Raw genomic sequence first — 23,077 nt, forward strand, 5'->3', positions numbered from 1 at the left:
CTGCCTGCCCCATATGGCAGACTGTCCGAGTTGCTCGGTCGAGTGTTGATGCTGCGCGCCTCCCGCCGGGAGGACCGGAAGCGAGTCCCACAGTACTCGTCGTCCTAACTGCCCCAGGGCAGCACTGGGACGGACGTACGGGAATCTTCCGGGAAGCGTGGGCGCGGCACCGGCCAGGCGCCCGGTGGGCCCGAGGTCCCCGGTCCGCGGTTCCGGAAGGGCCGTGTCAATCCCGCAGGGATGTTCGAACAAGGGACATCTGTGTCAGCGGGAGTACGACACGCCCGACCGCGTGGGTCGGAGAACGAGGGAATGCAGGAACCACCGGGTTCCAGAGCGTGAGAAGAGACAGGACTACTGAGTAGCCATGGCGGGACAGAAGATCCGCATTCGGCTCAAGGCCTACGACCACGAGGTCATCGACTCCTCGGCGAAGAAGATCGTCGAGACGGTGACCCGTACCGGTGCGTCGGTCGCGGGCCCGGTGCCGCTGCCCACTGAGAAGAACGTGTACTGCGTCATCAAGTCGCCGCACAAGTACAAGGACTCGCGCGAGCACTTCGAGATGCGCACGCACAAGCGCCTGATCGACATCCTCGACCCGACCCCCAAGACCGTTGACTCTCTGATGCGACTCGACCTCCCGGCCGGTGTCGACATCGAGATCAAGCTCTGAGGCTGGTGGGCTGAGAATGGCTAAGCAGATCAAGGGCATCCTGGGCGAGAAGCTCGGCATGACGCAGGTGTGGGACGAGAACAACCGTGTTGTTCCGGTCACCGTCGTCAAGGCCGGCCCCAACGTCGTCACCCAGGTCCGTACGAACGACGTCGACGGCTACGAGTCCGTCCAGATCGCGTTCGGCGAGATCGACCCGCGCAAGGTGAACAAGCCCCTCAAGGGCCACTTCGCCAAGGCCGACGTCACCCCCCGTCGCCACCTCGTCGAGATCCGCACCGCGGACGCCTCCGAGTACACGCTGGGCCAGGAGATCACCGCTGAGGTGTTCGAGGCCGGCGTGAAGGTCGACGTGACCGGCAAGAGCAAGGGCAAGGGCTTCGCCGGTGTCATGAAGCGTCACAACTTCAAGGGCCTCGGCGCCGGACACGGCACCCAGCGCAAGCACCGCTCCCCCGGTTCCATCGGTGGCTGCGCCACCCCGGGCCGTGTGTTCAAGGGCCTCCGCATGGCGGGTCGCATGGGCAACGAGCGGGTCACCACCCAGAACCTGACCGTCCACGCCGTTGACGCGGAGAAGGGTCTGCTGCTCATCAAGGGCGCGGTTCCCGGTCCGAACGGCGGCCTCGTCCTGGTCCGCACCGCGGCCAAGGGGGCCTGAGGTAACCGATGAGCACTGTTGACATCCTTTCGCCGGCGGGCGAGAAGGCCGGTTCCGTCGAGCTCCCCGCGGAGATCTTCGACGCCAAGGTCAGCGTTCCGCTGATCCACCAGGTCGTCGTCGCGCAGCTGGCCGCTGCCCGCCAGGGCACGCACAAGACCAAGACCCGCGGTGAAGTCCGTGGTGGCGGCAAGAAGCCGTACCGCCAGAAGGGCACCGGTCGCGCCCGCCAGGGTTCGACCCGCGCGCCGCAGTTCGCCGGTGGTGGCGTCGTGCACGGTCCCGTGCCGCGCGACTACTCGCAGCGCACCCCGAAGAAGATGAAGGCCGCCGCCCTGCGCGGTGCCCTCACCGACCGGGCGCGCCACAACCGCATCCACGTCGTCTCCGGCGTGGTCGAGGGCGGGAACGCCAGCACCAAGGCCGCCAGGTCGCTGTTCGGCAAGATCTCGGAGCGCAAGAACCTGCTCCTGGTCGTCGACCGCGCCGACGAGGCCGCGTGGCTGTCCGCCCGCAACCTGCCCCAGGTCCACATCCTGGAGCCGGGCCAGCTGAACACGTACGACGTTCTCGTCTCGGACGACGTGGTCTTCACCCAGGCCGCTTTCGAGTCCTTCGTCGCCGGCCCGAACAAGGCCAACGACACCGAAGGGAGCGAGGTCTGATGGCCATCCGTCACCCCGCCATTGCCTCGAAGGCCGCCAAGGCCGCCAAGGCCGCGCGCGTCGCCAAGGCGCGCCGCCACGCCACCGAGGGCAAGAACACCGTCGAGACCCCGCTGAGCAAGTCGTACACGGACCCCCGTGACGTCCTGCTCAAGCCGGTCGTCTCCGAGAAGAGCTACGCGCTCCTCGACGAGAACAAGTACACGTTCATCGTCGACCCGAACGCCAACAAGACCCAGATCAAGCAGGCCGTCCAGGCGGTCTTCGACGTCAAGGTCACCGGGGTCAACACGATCAACCGCCAGGGCAAGCGCAAGCGGACCCGCACCGGCTTCGGCCAGCGCGCGGGCACCAAGCGCGCGATCGTGACCCTCGCCGAGGGCGACCGTATCGACATCTTCGGCGGTCCGACCGCGTAAGCGGGTCGGATCGTCCGATATCGGACGAGGACTGAGAAATGGGAATCCGCAAGTACAAGCCGACTACGCCGGGCCGTCGTGGCGCCAGCGTCGCCGACTTCGTCGAGGTCACGCGGTCCACGCCGGAGAAGTCGCTGGTCCGTCCCCTGCACAGCAAGGGCGGCCGTAACAACGCCGGTCGTGTGACCGTTCGCCACCAGGGTGGCGGACACAAGCGCGCCTACCGTGTGATCGACTTCCGTCGTCACGACAAGGACGGCGTGCCGGCGAAGGTCGCGCACATCGAGTACGACCCCAACCGCACCGCGCGCATCGCGCTGCTGCACTACGCCGACGGCGAGAAGCGCTACATCCTCGCCCCGCGCAACCTGCAGCAGGGCGACACCGTGGAGAACGGTCCCGGGGCCGACATCAAGCCGGGCAACAACCTGGCCCTCCGCAACATCCCGGTCGGTACCACGATCCACGCGATCGAGCTCCGTCCCGGTGGCGGCGCCAAGTTCGCCCGCTCCGCGGGTGCCTCGGTGCAGCTGCTCGCCCGTGAGGGCGCCATGGCGACCCTCCGCATGCCGTCCGGTGAGATCCGCATGGTGGACGCGCGCTGCCGCGCCACCGTCGGTGAGGTCGGCAACGCCGAGCAGAGCAACATCAACTGGGGCAAGGCGGGCCGCAAGCGGTGGCTGGGCGTTCGCCCGACCGTCCGTGGTGTGGTCATGAACCCGGTTGACCACCCGCACGGTGGTGGTGAGGGCCGGACCTCCGGTGGTCGCCACCCTGTGTCCCCGTGGGGCAAGAAGGAAGGCCGTACTCGTTCGCCCAAGAAGGCGTCGAACAAGTACATCGTCCGCCGCCGCAAGACGAACAAGAAGCGCTAAGGACGGGTTGAGATGCCTCGTAGCTTGAAGAAGGGGCCCTTCGTCGACGACCACCTCATCAAGAAGGTGGACTCGCAGAACGAAGCCGGCACCAAGAACGTCATCAAGACCTGGTCCCGTCGCTCGATGATCGTCCCGGCGATGCTGGGCCACACGATCGCGGTGCACAACGGCAAGACCCACATCCCGGTGTTCGTCACCGAGTCGATGGTCGGCCACAAGCTCGGCGAGTTCTCGCCGACGCGCACCTTCCGGGGTCACGTCAAGGAAGACCGGAAGTCGAAGCGCCGCTAGCAGCGGATCGCATTCAGACACGTAAGTAACTGAAGGGACAACCATGGAAGCCAGGGCCCAGGCGCGGTACATCCGCGTCACGCCCATGAAGGCCCGCCGCGTGGTGGACCTCATCCGTGGCATGGACGCCACGGAGGCCCAGGCCGTCCTGCGATTCGCTCCGCAGGCCGCCTCGGTGCCGGTGGGCAAGGTGCTGGACAGCGCCATCGCCAACGCCGCGCACAACTACGACCACACCGATGTCGACAGCCTCTTCATTTCCGAGGCCTACGTCGACGAGGGCCCGACCCTGAAGCGGTTCCGTCCGCGTGCCCAGGGCCGTGCCTACCGGATCCGCAAGCGGACCAGCCACATCACCGTGGTCGTCAGCAGCAAGGAAGGAACCCGGTAATGGGCCAGAAGGTAAACCCGCACGGGTTCCGGCTCGGTGTCACGACCGACTTCAAGTCGCGTTGGTACGCCGACAAGCTGTACAAGGACTACGTCAAGGAAGACGTCGCCATCCGTCGGATGATGACGTCCGGCATGGAGCGCGCCGGCATCTCCAAGGTCGAGATCGAGCGCACCCGTGACCGCGTGCGTGTGGACATCCACACCGCTCGTCCGGGCATCGTCATCGGCCGCCGTGGCGCCGAGGCCGACCGCATCCGCGGTGACCTCGAGAAGCTCACGGGCAAGCAGGTCCAGCTGAACATCCTCGAGGTCAAGAACCCCGAGACCGACGCTCAGCTCGTGGCCCAGGCCGTCGCCGAGCAGCTCTCCTCCCGCGTCTCCTTCCGTCGGGCCATGCGCAAGAGCATGCAGTCCGCCATGAAGGCCGGCGCCAAGGGCATCAAGATCCAGTGCGGTGGCCGCCTCGGCGGCGCCGAGATGTCCCGCTCGGAGTTCTACCGCGAGGGCCGCGTGCCCCTGCACACGCTCCGCGCGAACGTGGACTACGGCTTCTTCGAGGCCAAGACGACCTTCGGCCGCATCGGTGTGAAGGTCTGGATCTACAAGGGCGACGTCAAGAACATCGCCGAGGTCCGCGCCGAGAACGCTGCCGCCCGTGCGGGTAACCGCCCGGCCCGCGGTGGCGCCGACCGCCCGGCCCGTGGTGGCCGCGGTGGCGAGCGGCGCGGTCGCAAGCCGCAGCAGGCTGCCGGTGCCGAGGCCCCCAAGGCCGAGGCCCCCGCCGCCGCTCCGGCTGAGAGCACCGGAACGGAGGCCTGACCGTCATGCTGATCCCCCGTAGGGTCAAGCACCGCAAGCAGCACCACCCGAAGCGCAACGGTATGTCCAAGGGTGGGACGCAGGTTGCGTTCGGCGAGTACGGCATCCAGGCGCTGACCCCGGCCTACGTGACGAACCGCCAGATCGAGGCGGCTCGTATCGCGATGACCCGCCACATCAAGCGTGGCGGCAAGGTCTGGATCAACATCTACCCGGACCGTCCCCTCACCAAGAAGCCGGCCGAGACCCGCATGGGTTCCGGTAAGGGTTCCCCGGAGTGGTGGATCGCCAACGTCAAGCCCGGACGTGTGATGTTCGAGCTGTCGTACCCCAACGAGAAGATCGCCCGTGAGGCGCTGACGCGTGCGGCCCACAAGCTGCCGATGAAGTGCCGGATCGTCAAGCGCGAGGCAGGTGAAGCGTGATGTCGGCCGGTACCAAGGCGTCCGAGCTGCGCGAGCTGGGCAACGAGGAGCTTCTGGCGAAGCTCCGCGAGGCCAAGGAAGAGCTGTTCAACCTCCGCTTCCAGGCGGCGACGGGTCAGCTCGAGAACCACGGTCGGCTGAAGGCCGTCCGCAAGGACATCGCGCGGATCTACACCCTGATGCGTGAGCGCGAGCTGGGCATCGAGACGGTGGAGAGCGCCTGATGAGCGAGAGCAACGTGACTGAGCAGAACACCGAAGCCCGAGGCTTCCGCAAGACCCGTGAGGGTCTGGTCGTCAGCGACAAGATGGACAAGACCGTCGTCGTCGCCGTCGAGGACCGTGTGAAGCACGCGCTGTACGGCAAGGTCATCCGCCGTACGAACAAGCTCAAGGCCCACGACGAGCAGAACGCCGCGGGTGTCGGCGACCGCGTCCTCCTCATGGAGACCCGGCCGCTGTCCGCGACGAAGCGCTGGCGCGTCGTCGAGATCCTCGAGAAGGCCAAGTAATTCTCCTGCGGGGCGCCCCTCGCAGGACAGTTCCGCCAGGCTCCGGGGGCCGCTCGCCGAGCGGCCCCCGGGGAACCGGCAGACGATCAGGAGATAGACGTGATCCAGCAGGAGTCGCGACTGCGTGTCGCCGACAACACTGGTGCGAAGGAGATCCTTTGCATCCGTGTGCTCGGTGGCTCCGGTCGCCGCTACGCGGGCATCGGTGACGTCATCGTCGCCACCGTCAAGGACGCGATCCCCGGTGGCAACGTGAAGAAGGGTGACGTCGTCAAGGCGGTCATCGTTCGCACCGTCAAGGAGCGCCGCCGTCCGGACGGCTCGTACATCCGCTTCGACGAGAACGCCGCCGTCATTCTGAAGAACGACGGCGACCCTCGCGGCACCCGCATCTTCGGCCCGGTCGGGCGTGAGCTGCGCGAGAAGAAGTTCATGAAGATCATCTCGCTGGCTCCGGAGGTGCTGTAAGCATGAAGATCAAGAAGGGCGACCTGGTCCAGGTCATCACCGGCAAGGACAAGGGCAAGCAGGGCAAGGTCATTGCCGCTTACCCGCGCGAGGAGCGCGTCCTGGTCGAGGGTGTCAACCGGGTCAAGAAGCACACCAAGGCCGGTCCGACCGCCACCGGTTCCCAGGCCGGCGGCATCGTGACCACCGAGGCGCCGATCCACGTCTCCAACGTCCAGCTGGTCGTGGAGAAGGACGGCCAGAAGGTCGTCACGCGTGTCGGCTACCGCTTCGACGAAGAGGGCAACAAGATCCGCGTTGCCAAGCGGACGGGTGAGGACATCTGATGGCTACCACCACCACTCCGCGTCTGAAGCAGAAGTACCGCGAGGAGATCGCGGGCAAGCTGCGTGACGAGTTCAAGTACGAGAACGTCATGCAGGTCCCGGGCCTCGTCAAGATCGTGGTCAACATGGGTGTGGGCGACGCCGCCCGCGACTCCAAGCTGATCGAGGGCGCCATCCGCGACCTCACCACGATCACCGGTCAGAAGCCGGCCGTCACCAAGGCCCGCAAGTCCATCGCGCAGTTCAAGCTGCGTGAGGGTCAGCCGATCGGCGCCCACGTCACGCTCCGTGGCGACCGCATGTGGGAGTTCCTGGACCGCACCCTGTCGCTCGCGCTGCCGCGCATCCGCGACTTCCGCGGCCTGTCCCCCAAGCAGTTCGACGGCCGTGGCAACTACACCTTCGGTCTCACGGAGCAGGTCATGTTCCACGAGATCGACCAGGACAAGATCGACCGTGTCCGGGGTATGGACATCACCGTGGTCACCACGGCGACCAACGACGAAGAGGGCCGTGCCCTTCTCCGTCACCTCGGCTTCCCGTTCAAGGAGGCGTGAGCGAGATGGCGAAGAAGGCTCTCATCGCGAAGGCTGCTCGCAAGCCCAAGTTCGGTGTGCGTGGCTACACCCGCTGCCAGCGCTGCGGCCGTCCCCACTCCGTGTACCGCAAGTTCGGCCTCTGCCGCGTGTGCCTTCGTGAGATGGCTCACCGTGGCGAGCTGCCGGGCGTGACCAAGAGCTCCTGGTAATCCCGACTTTTAGGGATTCCTGGACCTCTCGGTAAGCAACCGGGACGGCAGGGGCGCCTGCCCTCATGGCTTAGGCTAGGAGGGTTGGGCCTCTGCCGCCCTGAACGCCCGCGGACAGAGTCCGCTAACGATTGCTTACTACGCCGTAGGTCCCCGCACCGCACCCGTCCCGTCCATGTACGGGGAGAGGGATGGCGCATATAGGAAACCCCGGCGAGAAAGGCCACAGGCCAATTCATGACCATGACTGATCCGATCGCAGACATGCTGACGCGTCTGCGGAACGCGAACTCGGCGTACCACGACTCGGTGTCGATGCCGCACTCCAAGATCAAGTCTCACATCGCGGAGATCCTCCAGCAGGAGGGCTTCATCACGGGCTGGAAGGTCGAGGACGCCGAGGTCGGCAAGAACCTCGTCCTGGAGCTGAAGTTCGGCCCCAACCGTGAGCGCTCCATCGCGGGCATCAAGCGGATCTCCAAGCCCGGTCTCCGGGTGTACGCGAAGTCCACCAACCTGCCGAAGGTGCTCGGCGGCCTCGGCGTGGCGATCATCTCCACGTCGCACGGGCTCCTCACCGACAAGCAGGCCGGCAAGAAGGGCGTGGGTGGGGAAGTCCTCGCCTACGTCTGGTAGCAGAAGGGAACGGAGGAAACAGCTATGTCGCGCATCGGCAAGCTCCCCATCGCGGTTCCCGCCGGCGTGGACGTCACCATCGACGGCCGGACGGTCTCGGTCAAGGGCCCCAAGGGCTCGCTGACCCACACCGTTGCCGCGCCGATCGACATCGCTAAGGGCGAGGACGGCACCCTCCAGGTGACCCGCCCGAACGACGAGCGTCAGAGCAAGGCCCTGCACGGCCTCTCCCGCACGCTGGTGGCGAACATGATCACCGGCGTGACCCAGGGTTACGTGAAGAAGCTCGAGATCAGCGGTGTCGGTTACCGAGTGACCGCCAAGGGTTCGAACCTGGAGTTCGCTCTCGGTTACAGCCACCCGATCCTGGTCGAGGCCCCCGAGGGCATCACCTTCAAGGTGGAGACCCCGACCCGTTTCTCGGTCGAGGGCATCGACAAGCAGAAGGTCGGCGAGGTTGCGGCCAACATCCGCAAGCTGCGCAAGCCCGACCCGTACAAGGCCAAGGGCGTCAAGTACGAGGGCGAAGTCATCCGCCGCAAGGTCGGAAAGGCGGGTAAGTAAGCCATGGCATACGGGCAGAAGATCCTCAAGGGCGACGCCTACAAGCGCGCCGCGATCAAGCGCCGTCACATCCGGATCCGCAAGCGGATCGCCGGTACGGCGGAGCGCCCCCGTCTGGTCGTGACCCGCTCCAACCGCCACATCGTGGCGCAGGTGATCGACGACCTGAAGGGCCACACCCTGGCGTCGGCGTCCACCCTGGACGCGTCGATCCGTGGCGGCGAGGCCGACAAGTCCGCGCAGGCCAAGCAGGTCGGCGCCCTGGTCGCCGAGCGTGCCAAGGCCGCCGGTGTCGAGGCCGTCGTGTTCGACCGTGGTGGCAACCAGTACGCCGGGCGCATCGCCGCCCTGGCGGACGCCGCCCGCGAAGCCGGGCTCAAGTTCTGAGCCGCTTGTAGCTAGCGGAAAGAGAGAGGTAATCCAATGGCTGGACCCCAGCGCCGCGGAAGCGGTGCCGGTGGCGGCGAGCGGCGGGACCGGAAGGGCCGTGACGGCGGCGCTGCTGCCGCCGAGAAGACCGCGTACGTCGAGCGCGTCGTCGCGATCAACCGCGTCGCCAAGGTTGTGAAGGGTGGTCGTCGCTTCAGCTTCACCGCGCTGGTCGTGGTGGGCGACGGTGACGGCACCGTGGGTGTCGGTTACGGCAAGGCCAAGGAGGTGCCGGCCGCCATCGCCAAGGGTGTTGAGGAGGCCAAGAAGCACTTCTTCAAGGTCCCCCGGATCCAGGGCACCATCCCGCACCCCATCCAGGGTGAGAAGGCTGCCGGCGTCGTGCTGCTCAAGCCCGCGTCCCCGGGTACCGGTGTGATCGCCGGTGGTCCGGTGCGTGCCGTGCTCGAGTGCGCCGGTATCCACGACGTGCTGTCGAAGTCGCTCGGCTCCGACAACGCCATCAACATCGTGCACGCGACCGTGGAGGCCCTGAAGGGCCTGCAGCGTCCCGAGGAGATCGCGGCCCGCCGTGGTCTGCCGCTCGAGGACGTCGCCCCCGCGGCCCTGCTGCGTGCGCGTGCCGGGGTGGGTGCGTAATCATGGCGCAGCTCAAGATCACGCAGGTCAAGTCCTACATCGGCAGCAAGCAGAACCACCGTGACACCCTGCGCTCCCTTGGTCTCAAGGGCATCAACACGCAGGTCGTCAAGGAGGACCGCCCCGAGTTCCGCGGCATGGTGCACACCGTCCGCCACCTCGTGACGGTCGAGGAGGTCGACTGATCATGGCGGAGCAGAACCCGCTCAAGATCCACAACCTCCGTCCCGCCCCGGGCGCCAAGACCGCCAAGACCCGTGTCGGTCGTGGTGAGGCGTCGAAGGGTAAGACGGCCGGTCGTGGTACCAAGGGCACCAAGGCCCGCTACCAGGTTCCGGAGAGCTTCGAGGGCGGCCAGATGCCGCTCCACATGCGCCTCCCGAAGCTGAAGGGCTTCAAGAACCCGTTCAAGACCGAGTACCAGGTCGTGAACCTCGACAAGCTGGCCGCGCTCTACCCCGAGGGTGGCGAGGTCACGGTCGAGGGTCTGGTGGCCAAGGGTGCCGTTCGCAAGAACAGCCTCGTCAAGGTCCTCGGCCAGGGCGAGATCTCCGTGGCGCTGCAGGTGACGGTCGACGCCGTCTCCGGCTCCGCCAAGGAGAAGATCACCGCCGCCGGCGGCACGGTCACCGAGCTCGTCTGAGTCCCTCGGACGACGCCTCGATGACGTAAACGATCCCGACCGGGGATACCTCACAATGAGGTATCCCCGGTTGGTCGTTCCTAGGGGGCAGTGTCGCCGGTATGGTGGCCTGCACTGTTCTTTTTCGTATTCGTCGAACCTCAGACCGTCACCCTTGACGCAGTTGCGCGGGGGTCGCAGGAGGCACCGTGCTCACCGCGTTCGCCCGGGCGTTCAGGACGCCCGACCTGCGCAAGAAGCTGCTCTTCACGCTGGGCATCATCGTGGTCTACCGGGTCGGTACCCACATCCCGATCCCCGGCGTGAACTACAAGGCAGTCCAGACCTGTGTGAACGAGGCCCAGGGCAACCAGGGCCTGTTCGGCCTCGTGAACATGTTCAGCGGTGGCGCGCTGCTGCAGATCACGGTCTTCGCGCTCGGCATCATGCCGTACATCACGGCCAGCATCATCCTTCAGCTGCTGACCGTGGTCATCCCGCGCCTGGAAGCCCTGAAGAAGGAGGGCCAGGCCGGCACGGCGAAGATCACGCAGTACACCCGCTACCTCACCGTGGCGCTCGCCATCCTCCAGGGCACCGGCCTGGTCGCCACCGCCCGCAGCGGCGCGCTCTTCAGCGGCTGCTCGGTCGCCACGAGCATCGTCCCGGACCAGGCGATCTTCACCACGATCACCATGGTCATCTGCATGACCGCGGGTACGGCGGTCGTGATGTGGCTCGGTGAGCTGGTCACCGACCGCGGCATCGGCAACGGCATGTCGATCCTGATGTTCATCTCGATCGCCGCGACCTTCCCGTCCGCGCTGTGGGCCATCAAGAAGCAGGGCACGCTGGCCGGCGGCTGGATCGAGTTCGGCACCGTCATCGCGGTGGGCCTGATCATGGTCGCGCTCGTCGTCTTCGTCGAGCAGGCCCAGCGCCGCATCCCGGTGCAGTACGCGAAGCGCATGATCGGACGCCGTTCCTACGGCGGCACGTCCACGTACATCCCGCTCAAGGTGAACCAGGCGGGTGTGATTCCCGTCATCTTCGCCTCCTCGCTGCTCTACATCCCGGCGCTCGTGGCGCAGTTCGCGGGGGGCAAGTCGGGCTGGAAGACCTGGGTCGAGCAGAACCTCACCAAGGGCGATCACCCGATTTACATCGCTTCGTACTTCCTGCTCATCGTTTTCTTCGCGTTCTTCTACGTGGCGATCTCCTTCAACCCCGAAGAAGTAGCCGACAACATGAAGAAGTATGGTGGCTTCATCCCGGGCATCCGGGCTGGCCGACCGACCGCTGAGTACCTGAGCTACGTGCTCAACCGGATCACCTGGCCGGGCTCGCTGTATCTGGGTCTGATCGCTCTCGTACCGACAGTGGCGTTGGTGGGCTTCGGGGCAAGCCAGAACTTCCCCTTCGGCGGGACCAGCATCCTCATCATCGTGGGTGTCGGCCTCGAGACGGTGAAGCAGATCGAGAGCCAGCTCCAGCAGCGCAATTACGAAGGGTTCCTCCGCTGATGCGTATCGTCCTCGTCGGGCCGCCGGGTGCCGGTAAGGGAACGCAGGCCGTCCGGCTCGCAGAGAAGCTGGGCGTCCCGCACATCTCCACGGGCGACCTGTTCCGGGCCAACATCAGTCGGCAGACGGATCTGGGCAAGCTCGCGAAGTCCTACATGGACGCCGGCAACCTCGTTCCCGACGAGGTGACGATCGCGATGGCCAAGGACCGCATGGAGCAGCCCGACGCGGAGAACGGCTTCCTGCTGGACGGCTTCCCGCGGAACGTCTCGCAGGCCGAGGCCCTGGACGAGCTGCTGCAGACCGAGGGCATCACGCTGGACGCGGTGCTGGACCTGGAGGTCCCCGAGGACGAGGTCGTCAAGCGCATCGCCGGCCGGCGCATCTGCCGCAACGACTCCTCCCACGTCTTCCACGTGACGTACAGCCCGCCGAAGCAGGAGGGCGTCTGCGACGTCTGCGGCGGCGAGCTGTACCAGCGCGACGACGACTCCGAGGAGACCGTCCGCAAGCGGCTGGAGGTCTACCACACGCAGACCGAGCCGATCATCGACTACTACAAGGCGCAGGGCCTGGTCGTCACGATCTCCTCCCTGGGCCCGGTGGACGAGATCACGCGGCGGGCGCTGGAGGCCCTCAAGCGCGAGAAGGCCGAGAAGTAGCTCCCGGCCCTTCCGGCCGCGGTGCCCTCCCCGGGGCGCCGCGGCCGTACTGTTGTACAGGTATCCCCAGCCGATCTGAGTGACGGAGAGCGCAGGCCCCCATGGTGCAGATCAAGACCCCCGAGCAGATCGCGAAGATGCGGGCGGCGGGCCTGGTCGTAGCCGCCATCCACGCGGCGACGCGCGAGGCCGCGGTGCCGGGCGCCACCACCAAGGACCTGGACGAGGTGGCCCGCAAGGTGCTCGCCGAGCACGGCGCGAAGTCGAACTTCCTGGGCTACGGCGGCTTCCCCGCGACCATCTGCACCTCCGTGAACGACGTGGTCGTCCACGGCATCCCCTCCGACGACGTCGTCCTGAAGGACGGCGACATCATCTCCGTCGACTGCGGCGCGATCGTCGACGGCTGGCACGGCGACGCGGCCTACACCGCGTTCGTGGGCTCCGGTCACGCCCCGGAGCTGATCGAGCTGTCCCGGGTGACCGAAGAGTCGATGTGGGCCGGTATCGCGGCCATGAAGCAGGGCAACCGCCTGGTCGACGTCTCCCGGGCGATCGAGACGTACATCCGCCGCCAGCCCAAGCCGGGCGGCGGCCGGTACGGGATCATCGAGGACTACGGCGGCCACGGCATCGGCACCGAGATGCACATGGACCCGCACCTGCTGAACTACGTCGACCGCCGGCGCGGCAAGGGCCCCAAGCTGGTCCCGGGCTTCTGCCTCGCGATCGAGCCGATGGTGTCGCTGGGCACCCCGCGCACCGAGGTCCTGTCGGACGACTGGACGGTCATCACCACGGACGGCACCTGGTCCTCCCACTGGGAGCACTCCGTCGCCCTGACGGAGCAGGGCCCGCTGGTGCTCACCGCCCCCGACGGAGGCAGGGCCAAGCTCGCCGAGCACGGCGTCACCGCGGCACCGGACCCGCTTGCTTAACGATCTCCCCCGTAGGGCAGACTTCCTCGATTCGCCTTTCGGAGTGCGCCGACGTAGACTGACTCGTCGGCTCTCGTGCACCCGCATGTCCGCATGCTCCCGCAAGGGGATCCCAGGGATCGCCTGAGAGTCGATCAAGGTAGTCGATTCGAAGGGCGAAGCGTGGCCAAGAAGCAAGGTGCCATCGAGATCGAGGGCACTGTCGTCGAGTCTCTGCCGAACGCCATGTTCAAGGTCGAGCTCCAGAACGGCCACCAGGTCCTGGCACACATCAGCGGCAAGATGCGTATGCACTACATCCGCATCCTCCCTGACGACCGGGTCGTGGTGGAGCTGTCTCCGTACGACCTGACGCGTGGCCGGATCGTCTACCGGTACAAGTAGATCTTGCCCGCGCCCCGGGCCCGCCCGGTGCGATGGCACTGACCCGGAGAACCTCACCCCATGAAGGTCAAGCCGAGCGTCAAGAAGATCTGCGACAAGTGCAGGGTGATCCGCCGTCACGGCCGGGTCATGGTCATCTGCGAGAACCCGCGCCACAAGCAGCGCCAGGGCTGACGCACGACCATCACCCTCTGCACCTCTATCGCAGAGTCTTCGCGCGACGCGAGCTGAATATGTTCATACGCAGAGCCCGAGCCCACCAGCTCGACACCCCCGGTTCGGAGGCCGGGGACCCGGTTCGTACCTAGTACGGCGGCCGGGAGCCGGTTCTGTGGAAGACCTCCGAAGAGTCACCAGGAGCCATTGAATGGCACGCGTTTCCGGTGTCGACATCCCGCGCGACAAGCGCGTGGAGATCGCCCTCACCTACGTGTTCGGCATCGGCCGGACCCTCTCGAAGGAGACGCTGGCTGCGACCGGCGTCGACCCGAACACCCGCGTCCGCGACCTGACCGAAGAGCAGCTGGTCGCGATCCGCGAGTACGTCGACAACAACATCAAGACCGAGGGTGACCTCCGTCGCGAGATCCAGGCCGACATCCGCCGCAAGGTCGAGATCGGTACCTACCAGGGTCTCCGTCACCGTCGCGGTCTGCCCGTCCGCGGTCAGCGCACCAGCACCAACGCCCGCACCCGCAAGGGCCCGCGTCGCGCCATCGCCGGCAAGAAGAAGCCGGGCAAGAAGTAGTCCGCAGCGGACACCTGTCCACGGTCTTCGCTGTAGGACCGACCACCTCCCTCTAGGAGTTTGTAGATGCCCCCCAAGGGACGTCAGGGCGCTGCCAAGAAGGTGCGCCGCAAGGAAAAGAAGAACGTCGCTCACGGCCACGCGCACATCAAGAGCACGTTCAACAACACGATCGTGTCGATCACGGACCCGTCCGGCAACGTGATCTCCTGGGCCTCCGCCGGCCACGTCGGCTTCAAGGGCTCCCGGAAGTCCACGCCGTTCGCCGCGCAGATGGCCGCCGAGTCGGCCGCCCGCCGCGCCCAGGAGCACGGCATGCGCAAGGTCGACGTGTTCGTCAAGGGCCCGGGTTCCGGTCGTGAGACCGCGATCCGCTCCCTCCAGGCCACGGGCCTCGAGGTCGGCTCCATCCAGGACGTCACCCCGACCCCGCACAACGGCTGCCGTCCGCCGAAGCGTCGTCGCGTCTGACGCTTCCCGGGTCGCTGGTCGCGGGCGGTACGGCTCCTTCGGGTCGTGCCGCCCGTACCCTTGCAGTACCCGCGCTTTACCCGGGCGCGGATTCCGTCGGGCGTCAAATAGCGGGCGTCCACGAAAGAAGGATCTGATCCACACATGCTGATCGCTCAGCGTCCCTCGTTGACCGAAGAGGTCGTCGACGAGTTCCGCTCCCGGTTCGTGATCGAGCCGCTGGAGCCGGGCTTCGGCTACACCCTCGGCAACTCCCTGCGCCGTACCCTCCTGTCCTCGATCCCGGGTGCCGCCGTCACCTCGATCCGGATCGACGGCGTGCTGCACGAGTTCACCACCGTGCCGGGCGTCAAGGAGGACGTCACCGACCTGATCCTCAACATCAAGCAGCTGGTCGTCTCCTCGGAGCACGACGAGCCGGTCGTGATGTACCTGCGCAAGCAGGGCCCGGGTCTGGTCACCGCCGCCGACATCGCGCCCCCGGCCGGTGTCGAGGTGCACAACCCCGACCTGGTCCTCGCCACGCTCAACGGCAAGGGCAAGCTGGAGATGGAGCTGACGGTCGAGCGCGGCCGCGGTTACGTCTCCGCCGTGCAGAACAAGCAGGTGGGCCAGGAGATCGGCCGCATCCCGGTCGACTCCATCTACTCGCCGGTTCTCAAGGTCACGTACAAGGTCGAGGCCACGCGTGTCGAGCAGCGCACCGACTTCGACAAGCTGATCGTCGACGTCGAGACCAAGCAGGCGATGCGTCCGCGTGACGCCATGGCCTCCGCCGGCAAGACGCTGGTCGAGCTGTTCGGTCTCGCCCGCGAGCTGAACATCGACGCCGAGGGCATCGACATGGGTCCGTCCCCGACGGACGCCGCGCTCGCCGCCGACCTGGCGCTGCCGATCGAGGAGCTGGAGCTCACCGTTCGGTCGTACAACTGCCTCAAGCGCGAGGGCATCCACTCCGTGGGTGAGCTGGTCGCGCGCTCCGAGGCCGACCTGCTGGACATCCGCAACTTCGGTGCGAAGTCCATCGACGAGGTCAAGGCGAAGCTGGCCGGCATGGGCCTGGCCCTGAAGGACAGCCCGCCCGGATTCGACCCGACCGCCGCGGCGGACGCGTTCGGTGCCGATGACGACGCCGACGCCGGTTTCGTGGAGACCGAGCAGTACTGATTCGGCCGCCGGTCCGTTGCGGCCGGTCGCGCAGTTCCCCGCGCCCCTTCGGGGCGCGGACCCTCCGGGGCGCCTGAAAAGGTGCCCCGGATCTCCGACAGGCGACCGCCTGCTCGGATACTGACCCCGGTACCTGATACGGCCGGGGCAGACACACAGGAGAAAGAACATGCCGAAGCCCACCAAGGGTGCCCGTCTGGGCGGCAGCGCCGCGCACGAGAAGCTGCTCCTCGCGAACCTGGCGAAGAGCCTCTTCGAGCACGGCCGCATCACCACCACCGAGGCGAAGGCGCGCCGTCTGCGTCCGTACGCCGAGCGTCTGATCACCAAGGCGAAGAAGGGCGACCTTCACAACCGCCGCCAGGTGCTTCAGGTCATCACGGACAAGAGCATCGTCCACACGCTCTTCACCGAGATCGGCCCGCGGTACGAGAACCGCCCCGGTGGCTACACCCGCATCACCAAGATCGGTAACCGTCGTGGCGACAACGCGCCCATGGCCGTCATCGAGCTGGTCGAGGCGCTGACGGTCGCCCAGCAGGCGACCGGTGAGGCCGAGGCCGCCACCAAGCGTGCGGTCAAGGAGGCCGAGGAGGCGAAGGCCGAGGAGACCAAGGTCGAGGAGACCGAGGCCGCCGAGGCTCCCGCCGAGGAGTCCAAGGACGCCTGAGGCTCCGCCTGACGCGGGAAGCGGGTTCGCCCTTCGGGGCGGGCCCGCTTTCGCGTACCTGAGAGGATCCGTACGTGAGTGACGAAGTACAGCCCGGCCACGTCCGTCTCCGTCTCGACCTGTCCTACGACGGCACCGGTTTCCACGGCTGGGCCAAGCAGGCCGGTGGCAGGCGGACCGTGCAGGGGGAGATCGAGGACGCCCTGCGGACGGTGACCCGGTCCCGGGAGACCTATGAGCTGACGGTCGCCGGGCGCACCGACGCCGGGGTGCACGCGCGGGGGCAGGTGGCCCACGTGGACCTGCCCGAGGGCGTGTGGCGTGAGCATCACGAGAAGCTGCTCAAGCGGCTCGCCGGCCGGCTGCCGAGGGACGTGCGGGTGTGGGCGCTCAGGGAGGCGCCGAGCGGTTTCAACGCGCGGTTCTCGGCCGTCTGGCGGCGGTACGCCTACCGGGTGACCGACAACCCGGGCGGTGTGGACCCGCTGCTGCGCGGCCACGTGCTGTGGCACGACTGGCCGCTCGACGTGGACGCCATGAACGAGGCCGCCCGCGCGCTGCTCGGGGAGCACGACTTCGCCGCCTACTGCAAGAAGCGGGAGGGGGCGACCACCATCCGCACGCTCCAGGAGCTGAGCCTGGTCCGGGGGGACGACGGGATCATCACCGCCACCGTGCGCGCGGACGCCTTCTGCCACAACATGGTGCGGTCGCTGATCGGCGCGCTGCTGTTCGTGGGGGACGGGCACCGGGGGCCGGAGTGGCCCGGGAAGGTGCTGGCGGCCCGGGTCCGGGACTCCGCCGTGCACGTCGTACGGCCGCACGGGCTGACGCTGGAGGAGGTCGGCTATCCGGCCGACGAGCTGCTGGCGGCCCGGAGCAGGGAGGCACGGAACAAGCGGTCGCTGCCCGGAGCGTCGGGCTGCGAGACCTGTTAGCCGCGTCGCATGCCGCCGGCGCCCGCAGGGGAGGGACAGTGATGGCACAGGACGAGCTGCCGGTCACCGTGGTGATGCCGACGTACAACGAGGCGGCGAACCTGCCCGGGATGGCCGAGGCGGTGCTCGGGCTGCCGCTGGACGGGCTGCGCCTGAAGGTCGTCGACGACTCCAGCCCGGACGGGACCGGGCGGATCGCCGAGGAGCTGGCGGCGGAGTACAACAGCGGCGGGCGGCGCCGGATGAGCGTGCTGCACCGCACCGAGAAGGACGGGCTGGGACGGGCGTACGCGGCCGGGATGTCCGCCGCGCTGGCGGAGGGCGCCGCGTACGTCGTCCAGATGGACGCCGACGGCAGCCACCCGGTGGAGGCCGTGCCCCGCATGCTGGAGGCGGCCCTCGCCTCCGGCGCCGGTCTCGTCGTGGGCAGCCGGTACGTCGAGGGCGGCTCGCTGGACGAGCGGTGGGGCGCGCACCGGGTGCTGCTGTCCCGCTTCGCCAACCGGTACGCCCGCGCCGTCCTCGGCACCGACATCCGGGACATCACGGCCGGCTTCAGTCTGTGGTCGGCGGCGACCCTCCGGGACGTGGACCTGTCGTCCCTGGACAGCGCGGGCTACAGCTTCCAGGTGGAGCTGAAGTACAAGGCCGTACGCGCCGGGCACACGGCGGTGGAGATCCCGATCCGGTTCGCCGAGCGCACGGAGGGCGCCTCCAAGATGACCCTGCGCGCCCAGTTGGAGTCGGCCGTGGTGCCGCTGCGGCTCCGGCTGAAGCGGCAGTAGGCGCGCGGCGGGCTACCGGGCGGCGGCCGAGGCCTGGACCTGGCCGCGGCGGTGGATCTGGTTCGCGGTGAACTGGGCGAGGTCGTTGCCGGCGCCGAACACCTTGGTGTCCTTGGTGGTGACGTCCTTGCCGCTGGTGAAGCCGGAGATCGTGAAGTAGGCGTAGCGGCCGTAGGAGTTCCTGGTCGAGCGGCAGAACGCGCCGTCGCAGAAGGGCTTGACGCCCTTGCCGAACAGCGAGCGCACGATGCTGCGGTCGTCGGTCTGGCCCTTGGCCTTGGCGGCCGTGTCCGCGTCGTCGAAGACGGCGACGCCGACGGTGACCGCGATGCCGCCGTTCGTGTAGGTGACGCGCATCAGGCGGGTGCAGCCGTTGCCGCTGAGGATCTTGGGGAGGGAGCCGCCCGCGGCGGTGGCACAGCTCTTGGTGTCGGCCGTCGGGCCCTTCTTGTACACCGTCCCGTCCATGGTCAGCCGCGTGCCCGGGAACAGGGTGTCCGGGCTCAGCGGGGCGGTGTCCTTCTCGGCGCTGGATATGAAGTCCGTGGGATCCAGCGGCGGCGGCGCGCTGGTGGGCGCGAAGGACGGCGTGGCGGTGCCCGTGCCGGGCAGCGATCCGCTGGCGGGCAGGTTGCTGGGACCGGCCTGCGGGTCACCCCCGTTCGCGGAGACGACGGCCATGGCGACCGCGGTGCCTATCGCGACGGTGGCGAGCACGCCGCCGGCTATGAACAGCAGCTTGCGGCGCTTGTTCCGCGTCTCCGATGCCTCGGCGAGCGCGGCCCAGTCCGGCGTCCCGTCGTCGGATCCGCCGTTCCACGGCTGCTGGGAATTCGGTTTCCAGGGATCCCACTGAGACTGGGGTCCCCCCTGCCCGTAACTCATGGGGCGCATCTTAGACGGGGGGCCGGGGGTGCGGGGTCCCTCTGACGGCCTGCCTCGTTTTGACCCGTCCGGGGACCGCCCGGTAAGCTACCTCTTCGTTGTGTATTGGCTTGCTCATTCTCACGGGACGGGCCCTTACACCGGTCCACCGGGCCGATGACCAGCGACCCCACGCACGCGGTTTGCGTCGCCGCCGTGGATCAAGGCTGTCGTGATCGTTTCGGTGACCTTGTTTAGGACCATTCACTCGAAGCGAAGGCTACGAACCGTGCGTACGTACAGCCCCAAGCCCGGCGATGTGACGCGCCAGTGGCACGTCATCGACGCCCAGGACGTTGTCCTGGGCCGTCTCGCCACCACTGCTGCGACCCTCCTGCGGGGCAAGCACAAGCCGATCTACGCGCCGCACGTCGACGCTGGTGACTTCGTCATCATCATCAACGCCGACAAGGTGCACCTGTCCGGCAACAAGCGGACCCAGAAGATGGCGTACCGCCACTCCGGCTACCCGGGTGGTCTGCGCTCCGTCCGCTACGACGAGCTGCTCGACAAGAACCCCGAGAAGGCCATCGAGAAGGCCGTCAAGGGCATGCTCCCCAAGAACTCCCTGGGCCGTCAGATGCTCTCGAAGCTGAAGGTCTACAAGGGTGACCAGCACCCGCACGCCGCCCAGCAGCCGGTGCCGTTCGAGATCACCCAGGTCGCGCAGTAAGTCCGGCCACCCCCTAAGACTGAAGAGAATCTGAGGAGAATCGTGGCCGAGACCACTGCCGAGCAGCCGCTCGAAGAGCTTGACATCGACAGCTACACCACCGAGTCCGAGGTTCCCGTCGAGGGCGAGTACACCTCGGAGTCCCTGGCCTCCCGCTTCGGCGAGCCGCAGCCGGCCGCCGGCCTGGGCCGCCGCAAGAACGCCATCGCCCGCGTCCGGATCGTCCCGGGCACCGGCAAGTGGAAGATCAACGGTCGCACCCTCGAGGACTACTTCCCGAACAAGGTGCACCAGCAGGAAGTCAACGAGCCGTTCAAGGTCCTGGAGCTCGAGGGCCGTTACGACGTCATCGCCCGCATCGCGGGTGGCGGTGTCTCCGGTCAGGCCGGTGCGCTCCGTCTCGGTGTCGCCCGCGCGCTGAACGAGGCCGACGTCGACAACAACCGCGGCCCGCTGAAGAAGGCCGGCTTCCTGCGCCGCGACGACCGCGCGGTCGAGCGGAAGAAGGCCGGTCTGAAGAAGGCCCGCAAGGCCCCGCAGTACAGCAAGCGCTAATCAGCAGCTGCCTGCTCGTACTCCGAACGCCCCGGCGGCACGCCACGTGTGCCGTCGGGGCGTTCGTTTATCCCAGCCAAGGGCGTATAACGACACAAGACGCTCAAAGGCTTGTGTGATCGGATGTGATGGCGTCTGCCATCATCCCGGCAGCAAGGACGCTTCCTCAGGAGGACAAGTGGGACGACTCTTCGGCACGGACGGCGTGCGCGGTGTCGCCAACGCGGATCTGACGGCCGAGATGGCGCTCGGCCTCTCCGTCGCCGCGGCGCACGTGCTGGCCGAGGCGGGCACCTTCGAGGGCCACAAGCCGACGGCGGTGGTCGGACGGGACCCGCGCGCGTCCGGGGAGTTCCTGGAAGCCGCGGTGGTCGCCGGTCTGGCCAGCGCGGGCGTGGACGTCCTGCGCGTCGGCGTGCTGCCGACGCCCGCGGTGGCACACCTGACCGGAGCGCTCGGCGCCGACCTCGGCGTGATGCTCTCCGCCAGCCACAACGCCATGCCGGACAACGGCATCAAGTTCTTCGCCCGCGGCGGCCACAAACTCGCCGACGAGCTGGAGGACCGGATCGAGGCGGTCTACCACGCGCACCGGCACGGCGAGCCGTGGGAGCGTCCGACGGGTGCCGGGGTCGGGCGCGTGCGCTCGCACGAGGAGGGCTTCGAGCAGTACGTCGCCCATCTGCTCGCGGTGCTGCCCAACCGGCTCGACGGGTTGAAGATCGTCCTGGACGAAGCGCACGGCGCGGCCTCGGGGGTCTCGCCGGAGGCGTTCGCCCGGGCCGGCGCCCAGGTCGTCACGATCGGCGCCGAGCCGGACGGCCTCAACATCAACGACGGCTGCGGCTCGACCCACCTGGACAAGCTCAAGGCCGCGGTCGTCGAGCACGGCGCGGACCTCGGCATCGCGCACGACGGCGACGCCGACCGCTGCCTGGCCGTGGACCACACCGGTGAGGAGGTCGACGGCGACCAGATCCTCGCCGTGCTCGCGCTGGCGATGCGGGAGCGTTCAGCGCTGCGCTCCGACACCGTCGTCGCGACCGTGATGTCCAACCTCGGCTTCAAGCTGGCCATGGAGCGCGAGGGCATCCGGCTCGTGCAGACCGCCGTCGGCGACCGGTACGTCCTGGAGGAGATGAAGGAGCACGGCTACGCCCTCGGCGGCGAGCAGTCCGGGCACGTCATCATCCTCGACCACGCGACCACCGGGGACGGCACGCTGACCGGCCTGCTGCTGGCGGCGCGGGTCGCCGAGAGCGGCCGTACGCTGCGGGACCTGGCGTCCGTCATGGAGCGGCTGCCGCAGGTGCTGGTCAACGTGCCCGACGTGGACAAGTCGCGGGTGCGCACGTCGGCCGACCTCGCCGCCGCCGTGTCCGAGGCCGAGCGGGAACTCGGGGAGACCGGGCGGGTGCTGCTGCGTCCCTCGGGTACCGAGCCGCTGGTGCGGGTGATGGTCGAGGCCGCCGACATCGAGCAGGCCCGCTCCGTCGCCGGACGGCTCGCCGACGCGGTGAAGTCGGCGCTCGGATAGTTCCGGGGCCGGCTGCCCTCAGCGGGGGCGCCGCCGTTGTCTCGTCCAGAAGTACTTCTGCGCGAGCAGGGTGAGCGTTCCCGCCAGGATGATGCCCAGCAGGTTCAGCAGGAGCTGGGCCGTCGACCCGCTCGTCTGGGACGTGTCGCCGTAGGCCAGTGCCACCGCCGCGTTGGCGGCGGCCGGGACCGTGGTCACCGAGATGGCGACACCCACCAGCGCGCCCGACTTGGCGGAGGTCAGGGACAGCGTGCCGGCGATGCCGGCGAGGACCGCCACGATGAGCGAGAAGGCGTCGGGGGCGTACACGAAGGCCGTGTTGGGGCGCTCGCCCTCCAGGTCGGACCGGTGGAAGAGCCCGATGGCGTCCATGAGCAGGGTGAAGCCGACCGTCACCGCCATCGCCAGCGCGAAGCCCACCAGCAGCGCGGTCAGCGAGCGCCGTGCCAGGCGCGGACGGCGTCGCACGAGGGCCGTGCAGACACCGGCCAGCGGGCCGAACTCCGGCCCCACCGCCATCGCGCCCACGATCAGGATCGCGTTGTCCAGCACGACACCGCAGGCTGCGATCATCGTGGCCAGGGTGATGAAGGCCGCGTAGGTGACCGACAGCGTCGACTCCTCGTGGGTGGCCTCGGTCAGGCCCTCCCACAGCACGGCGTCCGCGCCCTCTCCCGGCGCCTCCTCCTCGGCCTCCTCGGCCCGCCGGGACAGGGAGAGGTCGATGGTCTCCACGGCGATCGAGCCGGTGTCGTCCAGGCCGAGGCGCCGTAGCCCGGCGATGAGTTCGTCGCCCGCCTCGCGGGCCACGTCGCACAGCACGACGTCGCCGGCGGGGTCGCGGGCGGCGCCGGGCAGGACCACGAGGTGGGTGGTGCCGACCGTCGCCCCGATCAGGCGGACCACCTCGTCGGTCCGCTCCGCGGGGGTGATCAGGCGCAGATGCAGCATGTGCCCATCCAACAGGTACC

General features: G+C 68.0%; 37 protein-coding genes. 35 read left to right on the forward strand and 2 right to left on the reverse strand.

From position 1 onward, the window contains the following. Window positions 1-367 precede the first annotated feature (367 nt). The 32 genes from rpsJ (at window position 368) to ACZ5DC_RS13610 (ending at window position 18,417) form a co-directional block, all read left to right on the forward strand. Window positions 368-676 (forward strand): 30S ribosomal protein S10, encoded by a 309-nt coding sequence (gene rpsJ, locus ACZ5DC_RS13455; protein ID WP_003948644.1) that lies wholly within the window; start codon window positions 368-370, stop codon window positions 674-676. 16 nt (window positions 677-692) lie between these two features. Next, window positions 693-1,337, forward strand: coding sequence for a 50S ribosomal protein L3 (gene rplC, locus ACZ5DC_RS13460; RefSeq protein ID WP_129307396.1), 645 nt, complete (start codon window positions 693-695; stop codon window positions 1,335-1,337). Window positions 1,338-1,345: 8 nt separating this feature from the next. After that, window positions 1,346-2,002: a 50S ribosomal protein L4 gene (gene rplD, locus ACZ5DC_RS13465; RefSeq protein WP_366748560.1), complete on the forward strand. Its 657-nt coding sequence runs from the start codon at window positions 1,346-1,348 to the stop codon at window positions 2,000-2,002. Then, complete coding sequence (gene rplW / locus ACZ5DC_RS13470) at window positions 2,002-2,421, forward strand: 50S ribosomal protein L23 (RefSeq protein ID WP_069779216.1); 420 nt, start codon at window positions 2,002-2,004, stop codon at window positions 2,419-2,421. Before rplD ends, rplW begins: the two co-directional genes overlap by 1 nt. A 38-nt stretch (window positions 2,422-2,459) precedes the next feature. Continuing rightward, window positions 2,460-3,296: a 50S ribosomal protein L2 gene (gene rplB / locus ACZ5DC_RS13475; RefSeq protein WP_041665436.1), complete on the forward strand. Its 837-nt coding sequence runs from the start codon at window positions 2,460-2,462 to the stop codon at window positions 3,294-3,296. Between the two features lie 12 nt (window positions 3,297-3,308). Then, window positions 3,309-3,590, forward strand: coding sequence for a 30S ribosomal protein S19 (rpsS, locus tag ACZ5DC_RS13480; protein WP_041665437.1), 282 nt, complete (start codon window positions 3,309-3,311; stop codon window positions 3,588-3,590). 43 nt (window positions 3,591-3,633) lie between these two features. Next, window positions 3,634-3,981 carry a 50S ribosomal protein L22 gene (gene rplV / locus ACZ5DC_RS13485; RefSeq protein WP_006130776.1) on the forward strand — a complete coding sequence of 116 codons (348 nt, stop codon included), beginning with the start codon at window positions 3,634-3,636 and terminating at the stop codon, window positions 3,979-3,981. Continuing rightward, window positions 3,981-4,802 carry a 30S ribosomal protein S3 gene (gene rpsC, locus ACZ5DC_RS13490; protein ID WP_014674374.1) on the forward strand — a complete coding sequence of 274 codons (822 nt, stop codon included), beginning with the start codon at window positions 3,981-3,983 and terminating at the stop codon, window positions 4,800-4,802. The genes rplV and rpsC overlap by 1 nt, the downstream gene beginning before the upstream one ends. Window positions 4,803-4,807: 5 nt before the next feature. Beyond that, window positions 4,808-5,227 (forward strand): 50S ribosomal protein L16, encoded by a 420-nt coding sequence (gene rplP, locus ACZ5DC_RS13495; RefSeq protein WP_009190136.1) that lies wholly within the window; start codon window positions 4,808-4,810, stop codon window positions 5,225-5,227. Beyond that, on the forward strand, window positions 5,227-5,451 hold the full coding sequence (rpmC, locus tag ACZ5DC_RS13500; protein WP_003974259.1) for a 50S ribosomal protein L29: 225 nt from the start codon (window positions 5,227-5,229) through the stop codon (window positions 5,449-5,451). The genes rplP and rpmC overlap by 1 nt, the downstream gene beginning before the upstream one ends. Beyond that, on the forward strand, window positions 5,451-5,738 hold the full coding sequence (rpsQ, locus tag ACZ5DC_RS13505) for a 30S ribosomal protein S17 (RefSeq protein ID WP_030641193.1): 288 nt from the start codon (window positions 5,451-5,453) through the stop codon (window positions 5,736-5,738). Before rpmC ends, rpsQ begins: the two co-directional genes overlap by 1 nt. A 99-nt stretch (window positions 5,739-5,837) precedes the next feature. Continuing rightward, window positions 5,838-6,206, forward strand: coding sequence for a 50S ribosomal protein L14 (gene rplN / locus ACZ5DC_RS13510; RefSeq protein ID WP_003998823.1), 369 nt, complete (start codon window positions 5,838-5,840; stop codon window positions 6,204-6,206). 2 nt (window positions 6,207-6,208) lie between these two features. Next, window positions 6,209-6,532 (forward strand): 50S ribosomal protein L24, encoded by a 324-nt coding sequence (gene rplX / locus ACZ5DC_RS13515; RefSeq protein ID WP_171153674.1) that lies wholly within the window; start codon window positions 6,209-6,211, stop codon window positions 6,530-6,532. After that, window positions 6,532-7,089, forward strand: coding sequence for a 50S ribosomal protein L5 (gene rplE / locus ACZ5DC_RS13520; protein WP_030345436.1), 558 nt, complete (start codon window positions 6,532-6,534; stop codon window positions 7,087-7,089). The genes rplX and rplE overlap by 1 nt, the downstream gene beginning before the upstream one ends. Window positions 7,090-7,094: 5 nt before the next feature. Then, window positions 7,095-7,280 carry a type Z 30S ribosomal protein S14 gene (locus ACZ5DC_RS13525; protein ID WP_003948630.1) on the forward strand — a complete coding sequence of 62 codons (186 nt, stop codon included), beginning with the start codon at window positions 7,095-7,097 and terminating at the stop codon, window positions 7,278-7,280. Between the two features lie 237 nt (window positions 7,281-7,517). Continuing rightward, window positions 7,518-7,916: a 30S ribosomal protein S8 gene (gene rpsH / locus ACZ5DC_RS13530; protein ID WP_014674378.1), complete on the forward strand. Its 399-nt coding sequence runs from the start codon at window positions 7,518-7,520 to the stop codon at window positions 7,914-7,916. A 24-nt stretch (window positions 7,917-7,940) separates the two neighbouring features. After that, the gene (gene rplF / locus ACZ5DC_RS13535; RefSeq protein WP_014674379.1) at window positions 7,941-8,480 is read left to right on the forward strand and encodes a 50S ribosomal protein L6; all 540 of its coding nucleotides are present in this window, start codon (window positions 7,941-7,943) and stop codon (window positions 8,478-8,480) included. Between the two features lie 3 nt (window positions 8,481-8,483). Next, window positions 8,484-8,867 carry a 50S ribosomal protein L18 gene (gene rplR, locus ACZ5DC_RS13540; protein WP_030641198.1) on the forward strand — a complete coding sequence of 128 codons (384 nt, stop codon included), beginning with the start codon at window positions 8,484-8,486 and terminating at the stop codon, window positions 8,865-8,867. Window positions 8,868-8,903: 36 nt separating this feature from the next. Then, complete coding sequence (gene rpsE / locus ACZ5DC_RS13545; protein WP_014674381.1) at window positions 8,904-9,509, forward strand: 30S ribosomal protein S5; 606 nt, start codon at window positions 8,904-8,906, stop codon at window positions 9,507-9,509. Between the two features lie 2 nt (window positions 9,510-9,511). After that, window positions 9,512-9,694: a 50S ribosomal protein L30 gene (gene rpmD, locus ACZ5DC_RS13550; protein ID WP_003974250.1), complete on the forward strand. Its 183-nt coding sequence runs from the start codon at window positions 9,512-9,514 to the stop codon at window positions 9,692-9,694. A gap of 2 nt (window positions 9,695-9,696) precedes the next feature. Then, window positions 9,697-10,152 carry a 50S ribosomal protein L15 gene (gene rplO, locus ACZ5DC_RS13555; RefSeq protein WP_004984514.1) on the forward strand — a complete coding sequence of 152 codons (456 nt, stop codon included), beginning with the start codon at window positions 9,697-9,699 and terminating at the stop codon, window positions 10,150-10,152. A 188-nt stretch (window positions 10,153-10,340) separates the two neighbouring features. Next, complete coding sequence (gene secY / locus ACZ5DC_RS13560; protein ID WP_189816459.1) at window positions 10,341-11,654, forward strand: preprotein translocase subunit SecY; 1,314 nt, start codon at window positions 10,341-10,343, stop codon at window positions 11,652-11,654. Further along, complete coding sequence (locus ACZ5DC_RS13565) at window positions 11,654-12,316, forward strand: adenylate kinase (protein WP_468652318.1); 663 nt, start codon at window positions 11,654-11,656, stop codon at window positions 12,314-12,316. Before secY ends, ACZ5DC_RS13565 begins: the two co-directional genes overlap by 1 nt. Window positions 12,317-12,417: 101 nt before the next feature. Continuing rightward, the gene (gene map, locus ACZ5DC_RS13570; RefSeq protein ID WP_366748564.1) at window positions 12,418-13,254 is read left to right on the forward strand and encodes a type I methionyl aminopeptidase; all 837 of its coding nucleotides are present in this window, start codon (window positions 12,418-12,420) and stop codon (window positions 13,252-13,254) included. A 162-nt stretch (window positions 13,255-13,416) separates the two neighbouring features. After that, window positions 13,417-13,638 carry a translation initiation factor IF-1 gene (gene infA, locus ACZ5DC_RS13575; protein ID WP_003948620.1) on the forward strand — a complete coding sequence of 74 codons (222 nt, stop codon included), beginning with the start codon at window positions 13,417-13,419 and terminating at the stop codon, window positions 13,636-13,638. A gap of 60 nt (window positions 13,639-13,698) precedes the next feature. Further along, on the forward strand, window positions 13,699-13,812 hold the full coding sequence (gene rpmJ / locus ACZ5DC_RS13580; RefSeq protein ID WP_003998809.1) for a 50S ribosomal protein L36: 114 nt from the start codon (window positions 13,699-13,701) through the stop codon (window positions 13,810-13,812). A gap of 193 nt (window positions 13,813-14,005) precedes the next feature. After that, window positions 14,006-14,386 carry a 30S ribosomal protein S13 gene (gene rpsM / locus ACZ5DC_RS13585; protein WP_030641206.1) on the forward strand — a complete coding sequence of 127 codons (381 nt, stop codon included), beginning with the start codon at window positions 14,006-14,008 and terminating at the stop codon, window positions 14,384-14,386. A gap of 66 nt (window positions 14,387-14,452) precedes the next feature. Next, a complete protein-coding gene (gene rpsK / locus ACZ5DC_RS13590; protein WP_003956432.1) occupies window positions 14,453-14,857 on the forward strand; it encodes a 30S ribosomal protein S11 in 405 nt (134 codons plus the stop codon). 144 nt (window positions 14,858-15,001) lie between these two features. Continuing rightward, complete coding sequence (locus tag ACZ5DC_RS13595; RefSeq protein ID WP_003966937.1) at window positions 15,002-16,024, forward strand: DNA-directed RNA polymerase subunit alpha; 1,023 nt, start codon at window positions 15,002-15,004, stop codon at window positions 16,022-16,024. Window positions 16,025-16,193: 169 nt separating this feature from the next. Continuing rightward, window positions 16,194-16,694 carry a 50S ribosomal protein L17 gene (rplQ, locus tag ACZ5DC_RS13600; protein WP_366759668.1) on the forward strand — a complete coding sequence of 167 codons (501 nt, stop codon included), beginning with the start codon at window positions 16,194-16,196 and terminating at the stop codon, window positions 16,692-16,694. Between the two features lie 74 nt (window positions 16,695-16,768). Continuing rightward, window positions 16,769-17,632, forward strand: a complete 864-nt coding sequence (gene truA / locus ACZ5DC_RS13605) for a tRNA pseudouridine(38-40) synthase TruA (protein ID WP_468652321.1) — start codon at window positions 16,769-16,771, stop codon at window positions 17,630-17,632. A gap of 41 nt (window positions 17,633-17,673) precedes the next feature. Beyond that, window positions 17,674-18,417, forward strand: coding sequence for a polyprenol monophosphomannose synthase (locus tag ACZ5DC_RS13610; protein WP_468652323.1), 744 nt, complete (start codon window positions 17,674-17,676; stop codon window positions 18,415-18,417). A 12-nt stretch (window positions 18,418-18,429) separates the two neighbouring features. Here the strand turns inward: ACZ5DC_RS13610 and ACZ5DC_RS13615 are convergent, their stop codons facing one another. Then, window positions 18,430-19,302: a hypothetical protein gene (locus ACZ5DC_RS13615; RefSeq protein ID WP_468652325.1), complete on the reverse strand. Its 873-nt coding sequence runs from the start codon at window positions 19,300-19,302 to the stop codon at window positions 18,430-18,432. Window positions 19,303-19,570: 268 nt separating this feature from the next. Here ACZ5DC_RS13615 and rplM point away from each other — a divergent pair, with 268 nt between their 5' ends. From rplM to glmM, 3 genes are all read left to right on the forward strand, one after another. After that, a complete protein-coding gene (gene rplM, locus ACZ5DC_RS13620) occupies window positions 19,571-20,014 on the forward strand; it encodes a 50S ribosomal protein L13 (RefSeq protein ID WP_014674395.1) in 444 nt (147 codons plus the stop codon). A gap of 42 nt (window positions 20,015-20,056) precedes the next feature. Continuing rightward, complete coding sequence (gene rpsI, locus ACZ5DC_RS13625; RefSeq protein WP_003998795.1) at window positions 20,057-20,569, forward strand: 30S ribosomal protein S9; 513 nt, start codon at window positions 20,057-20,059, stop codon at window positions 20,567-20,569. Between the two features lie 178 nt (window positions 20,570-20,747). Continuing rightward, the gene (gene glmM, locus ACZ5DC_RS13630) at window positions 20,748-22,106 is read left to right on the forward strand and encodes a phosphoglucosamine mutase (protein ID WP_468652327.1); all 1,359 of its coding nucleotides are present in this window, start codon (window positions 20,748-20,750) and stop codon (window positions 22,104-22,106) included. An 18-nt stretch (window positions 22,107-22,124) separates the two neighbouring features. Here the strand turns inward: glmM and ACZ5DC_RS13635 are convergent, their stop codons facing one another. Beyond that, the gene (locus tag ACZ5DC_RS13635) at window positions 22,125-23,057 is read right to left on the reverse strand and encodes a DUF389 domain-containing protein (protein WP_468652329.1); all 933 of its coding nucleotides are present in this window, start codon (window positions 23,055-23,057) and stop codon (window positions 22,125-22,127) included. Window positions 23,058-23,077 lie beyond the last annotated feature (20 nt).

It is taken from the genome of Streptomyces sp. NPDC031445 (assembly GCF_055581365.1).